Annotated in this window: 8 protein-coding genes; all 8 read right to left on the reverse strand. The window is 70.0% G+C overall.

Annotation, left to right across the window (positions count from 1 at the left end):
- Positions 1-108: 108 nt before the first annotated feature.
- Positions 109-2,919 carry a DEAD/DEAH box helicase gene (locus ACFQ7F_RS44315; RefSeq protein WP_383284926.1) on the reverse strand — a complete coding sequence of 937 codons (2,811 nt, stop codon included), beginning with the start codon at positions 2,917-2,919 and terminating at the stop codon, positions 109-111.
- 86 nt (positions 2,920-3,005) lie between these two features.
- Complete coding sequence (locus ACFQ7F_RS44320; RefSeq protein ID WP_383284929.1) at positions 3,006-3,896, reverse strand: diacylglycerol kinase; 891 nt, start codon at positions 3,894-3,896, stop codon at positions 3,006-3,008.
- A gap of 43 nt (positions 3,897-3,939) precedes the next feature.
- Positions 3,940-4,899, reverse strand: coding sequence for a twin-arginine translocase subunit TatC (tatC, locus tag ACFQ7F_RS44325; protein ID WP_383284932.1), 960 nt, complete (start codon positions 4,897-4,899; stop codon positions 3,940-3,942).
- Between the two features lie 47 nt (positions 4,900-4,946).
- The gene (gene tatA, locus ACFQ7F_RS44330) at positions 4,947-5,237 is read right to left on the reverse strand and encodes a Sec-independent protein translocase subunit TatA (RefSeq protein WP_344520689.1); all 291 of its coding nucleotides are present in this window, start codon (positions 5,235-5,237) and stop codon (positions 4,947-4,949) included.
- A gap of 250 nt (positions 5,238-5,487) precedes the next feature.
- Positions 5,488-5,685 carry a hypothetical protein gene (locus tag ACFQ7F_RS44335; RefSeq protein WP_383284936.1) on the reverse strand — a complete coding sequence of 66 codons (198 nt, stop codon included), beginning with the start codon at positions 5,683-5,685 and terminating at the stop codon, positions 5,488-5,490.
- Positions 5,686-5,694: 9 nt separating this feature from the next.
- The gene (locus tag ACFQ7F_RS44340) at positions 5,695-5,928 is read right to left on the reverse strand and encodes a hypothetical protein (protein WP_383284939.1); all 234 of its coding nucleotides are present in this window, start codon (positions 5,926-5,928) and stop codon (positions 5,695-5,697) included.
- A 29-nt stretch (positions 5,929-5,957) separates the two neighbouring features.
- The gene (locus ACFQ7F_RS44345) at positions 5,958-6,956 is read right to left on the reverse strand and encodes a helix-turn-helix transcriptional regulator (RefSeq protein WP_383284942.1); all 999 of its coding nucleotides are present in this window, start codon (positions 6,954-6,956) and stop codon (positions 5,958-5,960) included.
- Between the two features lie 14 nt (positions 6,957-6,970).
- On the reverse strand, positions 6,971-7,924 hold the full coding sequence (locus tag ACFQ7F_RS44350) for a helix-turn-helix transcriptional regulator (protein WP_383284945.1): 954 nt from the start codon (positions 7,922-7,924) through the stop codon (positions 6,971-6,973).
- Positions 7,925-8,014 lie beyond the last annotated feature (90 nt).

Here is an 8,014-nt window from a genome sequence, read left to right on the forward strand (position 1 = left end):
TGGCCGGGGGGGGGGGGGGTGGGTGGGGGGGGTGTGGGGGGCGGGGGGGGGGGGGGGGGGGGTCGCGGACCCCCCCCGGGCCCCCCCCCCCCCCCCCACTACCCACCGTCAGCCGACCGAGCTGTACGCCACAACCCCGCGCAGCAGCTGATCCACGGCCTTACGGGCGTTCTTGGCCACGGTCGACCCTTCGCGGGGAGCCGCCGCCGAAATCTGCCCCAGGACATCGATCACCTGCTTGCACCACCGGACGAAGTCCCCCGCAGGCATCTCGACCTCCCGAAGCACTTCGTCGAGGCCCTTGTCCGACGCCCACATGTACGCCGCCCAGGCGAAGCCGAGGTCCGGCTCCCGCTGCCCGACCCCTTCCGCCTGGTTGATCTTGAACTCTTCCTCGAGGGCGTCGAGCCGCCCCCAGATCCGCACCATCTCGCCGAGGGATGCCTTCACCTTCCCGGAGGGCAGCTTGGGGGCCAGCGCGTCGTCCGCCATCCGGGCCTCGAACACCAACGCCGAGACGCACGCGGCCAGTTCGGCCGGACTGAGCCCCTCCCACACACCCTCGCGCAGGCATTCGCTCGCAAGGAGGTCCAGCTCTCCATAGAGCCGGGCGAGCCGCTTGCCGTGCTCGGTGACCTCGTCACCGCGCAGGTAGTCCATCTCGGTAAGGAGCGCGACGATCCGGTCGAAGGTCCGCGCGATGGTGTTCGTGCGCCCCTCGATGCGCCGCTCCAGCTGCACGGTGTCCCGCCGCAGGCGGTAGTAGCGCTCGGCCCACCGCGCGTGGTCCTCCCGCTCGTCGCACCCGTGGCAGGGGTGCGCCCGCAGTTCCGTACGGAGCCGGGCGATCTCACGGTCGTCGGCGGCGGCCGCGCGCCCCTTGCGATGGCGCTCCGGGACGATGTGCCCGGCCTTCGTGCGCAGCGCGGACGCCAGGTCCCTGCGCGACTGCGGCGAGCGCGCGTTGAACGACTTCGGGATACGCATCCGCTCCAGGGCCTCGACCGGCACCGGGAAGTCCATCGAGGCGAGCCGCTTGACCTGCCGCTCGGCGGTGAGGACCAGGGGCCTTGGCCCGTCCTGGTGCTCGAAGCCGCGGTGGCCGTTGACCCGCCCCGCGGGGATCCCCGGATCCAGGACGAGCGCGAGGCCCGCGTACTTCCCGGTCGGCACATGGATGACGTCGCCGGGCTTGAGCTTCTCCAGCGCCGCGGCGGCGGCCACCCTGCGCTGGTTGGCACCCTGCTTGGCGAGCTCGGTCTCCCGGTCCTTCAGCTCGCGGCGCAGGCGTGCGTACTCGTCGAAGTCGCCCAAGTGGCAGGTCATCGAGGTCTTGTAGCCCTCAAGTCCCTCTTCGTTCTTCTGCACCTGGCGGGAGATCCCGACGACCGACTTGTCGGCCTGGAACTGCGCGAAGGACGTCTCCAGGAGCTCACGCGAGCGGTGCCGCCCGAACTGGTCGACCAGGTTCACCGCCATGTTGTACGACGGCTTGAAGCTGGACCGCAGCGGGTACGTACGCGTGCCGGCGAGCCCCGCGAGGTGCTCCGGGCTCATGGCGCGCTGCCACAGGACCACGGCATGGCCCTCGACGTCGATGCCGCGCCGCCCGGCACGGCCGGTCAGCTGCGTGTACTCACCGGGTGTGATGTCCGCGTGCTGCTCGCCGTTCCACTTGACGAGCTTCTCCAACACCACACTGCGCGCGGGCATGTTGATGCCGAGCGCGAGGGTCTCGGTGGCGAAGACCGCGCGCACGAGCCCGCGGACGAAGAGCTCCTCGACGACCTCCTTGAAGGTCGGCAGCATGCCCGCGTGGTGCGCGGCGATGCCGCGCTCCAGGCCTTCCAGCCATTCGTAGTAACCAAGGACGTGCAGGTCCTCGTCCGGGATGGCGGCCGTGCGCTCCTCGACGATCTCGCGGACCTGTGCCCGCGCGTCCTCGTCGTTCAGCCTCAGTCCCGCGTGCAGGCACTGCTGCACGGCGGCCTCGCAGGCCGCGCGGCTGAAGATGAACGTGATCGCGGGAAGGAGACCTTCGGAGTCGAGCCTGTCGATGACCTCGGGCCGGCCCGGCGTCCAGATCCGCGACCGCTGTCTGCGCTCGCGCTCCCGGTCGGCCTCGCGGATCATCTTGCCCTTGCGGCGATCACGCGGGTTGTACGAACGGCTGGCCTCCATCCGCGCCATGCGCGTGAGGTCGGGGTTGACGGCCTTTCGCTGGCCCTCCCCCTCCTCGAAGAGGTCGTACATCCGGCGCCCGGCCAGGACGTGCTGGAACAGCGGCACGGGCCGGTGCTCCGAGACGATCACCTGGGTGTCGCCGCGCACGGTGTCGAGCCAGTCGCCGAACTCCTCCGCGTTCGAGACGGTCGCCGAGAGGGAGACCAGCGTCACCGACTCCTGGAGGTGGATGATCACCTCTTCCCAGACTGCGCCACGGAAGCGGTCGGAGAGGTAGTGCACCTCGTCCATCACCACGTAGCCGAGGTTGAGCAGCGACTGCGAGCCCGAATACAGCATGTTCCGCAGCACCTCGGTGGTCATCACGACCACCGGAGCATCGGAGTTGACGCTGTTGTCGCCGGTCAGCAGACCGACCTTGTCCGCGCCGTATCTCTTGGAGAGGTCGGCGTACTTCTGGTTGGAGAGCGCCTTGATGGGCGTCGTGTAGAAGCATTTCTTGCCCTGCATCAGGGCCAGGTGCACGGCGAACTCGCCGACGATCGTCTTGCCCGAACCCGTGGGGGCGGCCACGAGCACACCCTTGCCCGCCTCGAGCGCCTGACAGGACTCGATCTGGAAGGGGTCGAGGCCGAATTCGTACATCTCGCGGAAGCCAGCGAGTGCGGTGGCCTGCTCGACAGCGCGCTCGCGCGCCGCCGCGTACCGCTCGGCCGGTGAGAGGTCCTCTGTCATCGTGCTTTCGAGACTACCGGCCACCACTGACAACGGACGATCATTATCCGTCTTGGGGTGCCTGCGACTCCTTGAGCCCTGGGGTCCTAGGGCCCGAGCACCCGCACGGCCCCCGGCACGCACTCCGCCGTCAGCGGCAGCCCGCCGAGCTGCTCCCCGTCCGCGTACCCGGTGACGCCCGATGCGGCGAGCTCCACCTTCGCGGCCCGGAAGACGGTGACCTTGGGATGGTCCAGGTGCGTGCCCTTGTAGACCCGCGGGAAGACCTTGAGGAGCGTCGTACGGCTGCAGTCGCCGACGACCGTGACGTCGAAGAGGCCGTCGCTCATGTCGGCCCGCGCGCAGATCTTCATGCCCCCGCCGTACGAGGGTCCGTTCCCCACGGCCACGAGCGTCGCGTCGACCTCGTGGGCCCGGCCGTCGTCCAGCGTGATCCGGTACCGGACGGTCCGGAAGGCGGCCAGCTCGGCGACCATCGCCAGGTCGTACTTGAAGCGCCCTGTGGGCCAGCGCATCCGGTTGCCCCGGTCGTTGACCCGCGAGTCGAAGCCGGAGGCGAGCACGGTGCCGAACCACGTCTTGCCCACCCGCCCCAGGTCGACGTCCCGCGCGCGCCCCGCGTCGAGCGCGTCGGCGATGGCCGCGCCCGCGGCGGCCGGGTCGCGCACCGGAAGGCCGAGGGCGCGCGCGAAGTCGTTGCCGGTGCCGACGGCGATCACGCCCAAGGGGGTCGGCGTCTGCGCGACGGCCTGCAGCGCGAGGCTCGCCATGCCGTCACCGCCGACGGCGATCAGCGCGCCCGTACCGGCACCTACGGCGTCACGGGCCCGGCGCAGCGCGTCGCCGGCGTCCTCGCCGATGACCGTGCGCACGGAGTAGCCCGCTGCCCGCAACGCGGAAGCGGCCGGCTGCGCCGCGTGGGCGCCCCGGCCGCGGCCCGCGGTGGGATTGACGAAGAGAGTGATCTCGCTGGTCACTGAAGGTCCCCCCGGACGGAGTTTGAGGGAGGACCTTACAAGATCAGGTCACGTCGTCGAAACCGTTTACCCGATCTCGGTTCGCGCTGTCGCCGCTCGCCTGCTCGGGCAGCGCACGGTTCGCGGACACGGGCTCGATCTCGCCGACGCCCTCGGGGGTGAGGTCGAGGTCGGACGCCTCGTCGTCATCGGGTCCGGCAGCCTCGATCTTTGCCTTGCGTCGGTCATTGAGGATCGAGAAGGCGGTGGCCGCGAAGTAGAGCACCCAGATCGGTCCGGCGAGGGCGATCATGGTCAGCGGGTCCGTGCTGGGCGTCGCCACGGCCGCGAAGACCGTGATGCCCATGATCATCGCGCGCCACCAGCCGAGCATGCGCTTGCCGGTGAGCACCCCGGTGAGGTTCAGCATCACCAGGAGCAGCGGCAGCTCGAAGGAGAGGCCGAAGACGATCACCATGCGGGTGACCAGGTCGATCAGCTCGTCAAGGGGCAGCTGGTTGTCGATCCCGCCGGGCGAGAATTCGAGCAGCACCCGCGCCATCGTCGGCAGCGTCTTGTAGGCGAAGAACCCGCCGCCCAGGAACAGGGGGAAACCGGCGGCCACGAACCCGTAGGCATACTTCTTCTCGCTCTTGTGCAGTCCGGGGGCGACGAAGGCCCACAGCTGGTAGAGCCAGATCGGCGACGCGAGCACCACGCCGGCCATCAGGGAGATCTTCAGCGCGAGCGTGAACGGCGTGAGCAGACCGTTCAGCACGATGCGCGCGCACGTGCCGTCTTCCTGCTTTGCCAGCTCGGCGAAGCTGGTCTCGCACCCCACGGAGTTCAGGATCGGGTTCGTGAAGAACTCGATGATGTCCTTGTAGAAGAAGGCAGCGACGATCGCGACGACGATGATGGCCAGCACGGCCTTCGCGAGCCGGTTGCGGAGCTCGCGCAGGTGCTCCGCAAGCGGCATCCGCCCCTCGGGATCCTGTTCCTTCTTGCGGGCAGACTTGAGCAACCCACGTCCTCATCTCGTGCGGCAGGCCGGCCGTCGCCGGCCTTGGATCAGCGCTTAGTCGTGCTGTCGGTGGGCTCGGTGACCGGACGGGAGCTGGTCACGTCGCCGGGCGCGGCCTGGATCGTGCGCGGCTGAGCGGCGGAAGGGTCGCTGGGCGGGTCGGCCGGGGCGGCTTCGTCCTTCTTGCCGTCCGTCTTCATCGCCTTGGCCTCGCTCTTGAGGATGCGCGCGGACTTGCCGAGCGACCGGGCCATGTCGGGAAGCTTCTTCGCGCCGAACAGGAGAACGATGACGACGAGAATGAGAATGATCTCGGGGGCGCCGATCTTTCCGAACATAGGTCTTTACCTTCTCACCGAGGCGGCAGGGGCGGGGCTGCCGGACAGGCCGGACTTGGCTGTCCGACCACCGTGCTGGCAGCGATCGTAACGCTCAGGGGTGAACGCAGGGCAATCCCTGTGCGTACTCCCAGTTGCGGCCCGCGCCTCGCACTCCGGGCCACTGAAGCAGCGTACCCGCCGGACATGGGAAGTTGACAGGCCGCGGGGTCGATACGCGCCTCAGCCGCACCGACAGGATTCACAGGTTCTAGAGGGTGTCTCGGCTCGCACGGGCCACACCTGTCGCAGCCGCCTCAAGATCCTCCGCGGCGCGATTGATCCGCTGTGTGGTCTGCGTCACTTGACTGCTGAGGCGCTGCGCCTCGATGAAGACCCGAATCGCCAGTACGCCGAGCACGGCGAGGCCACAGAACCCCGCGGCAATCGCCAGCATCGCCCAGAACATGCGCCGAGCCTAGACGGTCGAGTGCAGACGCAGCGTCCGCACCCCGCCGCCGGTGAGCAGTTCGACGATGCGCTCGCCCGCGGGCTTGCGCACCGCGGTGCCGCACTCGGGGCACGTGAACGAGTAGAAGGTGGTGCGCGCCGAGGCGCCGATGGCCAACCGCAGGGAGCCTGCGGAGAGTTCGAAGCGGGCTCGGCAGTCGGGGCAGGCCGCCTTGAAGAGCACAGGGGCGATTCTCGACATTCCGGGAATCTCGGACAAGATGCTTGTGTTCAACGCCCTTGCTCCTGCCTGCCGTACGACCCGCCGGGGTGCTTGTCGTGCTCGTCATAGGCCGCCAGCGCCTCGCGCGCCGCCTGGCGTGCGCTGTCCGCGAGATCCGCCGGGGAGACGATGTGCCCGTCCCCGCCGAGCCGCAGCGCGAGCCTGCGCAGCGAGGTGGGGTCCGGGGTGCGCAACGTGATCCGTAGGCCGCCGTCGGGAAGTTCATCGGCGCTGTCGTGCGGGTAGTACTCGGCGACCCAGCGGCCGCCGGGCCCGACCTCGACGACCACCTCGGGGTCCTCGGCCGCGGGCTGCACGAGCCCCTCGGAGAGATCACGCAGTTCGACCTCGGGCGGCGACGACGGCTCGTCCAGGATCTTGATCTCGGCCACCCGGTCGAGGCGGAAGGTGCGGCGCGCCTCGGAGAGGTAGCACCACGCCTCCATGTACGTGTGCCCGACGGCGAAGAGCCGGATCGGGTCGACCTCGCGCTCGGTGAGCTCGTCGCGCGCGGGCGAGTAGTAGCGCAGCCAGAGCCGGCGCCGCTCGGAGATGGCACGGTCGACCTCGGCGAAGACACCGCCCTCGGACTCGAAGGTCACCGAGAGCCGCGCGCTGGCGCCCGCGTTCTCACCGGCCGCCGCCTCCAGCTTCGCGGTGGCGCGAAGGAGCGCCTGCCGGTCGCTCTCGCGCAGCCCGGGGAGGGTGGAGACCGCGCGGGCGGCCACCAGGAGCGCGGTGGCCTCGTCGGCGGCGAGCCGCAGGGGGGCCGCCACGTCGTCGGGGTTGTGCCACCAGATGCGGTCGCCGTCGGTGTCGATGTCCAGGAGGTCACCGCCGCGGAAGCTGGTCCCGCACAGCGGCAGCACGTCCAGGTCGGAGATCAGCTCGTCCTCGGTGATCCCGAAGGCGCGGGCCACGTCACTGACGTGGGCGCCCGGTCGCTCGCGCAGATAGGTCACCAGGGAGAGCATCCGGCGGGTCTGGTCGATGGCGTTCGAGGCCATGGTCGTACGTCCCCTCAACCCTTGGCCACGGCGCGCAGCCGGTCCACTACGTCGGCCCGCAGCTCGGCGGGCTCCAGGACCACCACATCGGGCCCGAACTCCACAAGCCAGGCGTCGAGCCCGTGCCCGTACGGAATCTCCAACTCGTCCCACCCCTCGGCCACTTCACGTATGTGGGCGGCCTTGGCGCGCAGCGGATAGCCCGCGCCCTTACGCAGCCTGATCAGCGCGGAGCGGTCCGCGCTCTCCCCCGCCCAGCTCGCGACCGTCTCGCGCACCGTGACCACATCGGGGATGTCGGCGGTGAACTTGCCGGCGCGGGCGCGGACCTTCCCGGTGATGCGGGAGAGCCTGAAGACCCGCTCGGCGCCGCGGTCGCGGTCCCAGCCCGCGAGGTACCAGTGGCCGCGCCAGCATTCGAGCGCCCACGGCTCGACGTGGCGGGGCTCGGGGCGGGCCGCGGTGGCCTTGCGGTAGTCGAAGACGACGGGGCGGCGGTCGCGGCAGGCCAGCATCAGCGGCTCGAAGGACGCCTCGTGCACGGGGATGCGCGGCTCGAGGGCGCTGTGCGCCTCGTACGGGTCGAGTTCCTCGGGCAGTCCGGCGGCGCGCAGCTTCTGCAGGGCGCCGCTGGCGGCTCCGGCGAGGCGGGCCTGCTGCCAGACCTTGGCCGCGAGGCCGAGCGCGGCGGCTTCCTCGGCGTCGATGGTGATGGGCGGCAGGCGGTTGCTGTCGCGGCGCGCGAGATAGCCCACCTCGCCGTCGAGGTTCTCCACCGTCTCGATGACCAGGCCGAGTTCGCGCAGATCGTCCTTGTCGCGCTCGAACATCCGGTTGAAGGAGTCGTCGGACCCCGCCTCCAGATAGGCCTCGATGGACTCGCGCAGCTCGCGCTTGCTGAGCGGCCGCCGTGTCCCGAGCAGACACAGCGCCAGGTTCATCAGCCGCTCGGCCTTGGCAATGGCCATCGACGCCCTTTCTCCACATGACTTCCGACCGCCGACCGTACCGCCCCGGGGTGTCGTATCAAAAGCCGAGGGCCCATGCCGGAACCGGCA

The organism is Streptomyces sp. NPDC056486, from assembly GCF_042795295.1.
In the GTDB taxonomy this organism is placed as follows: Bacteria; Actinomycetota; Actinomycetes; order Streptomycetales; family Streptomycetaceae; genus Streptomyces.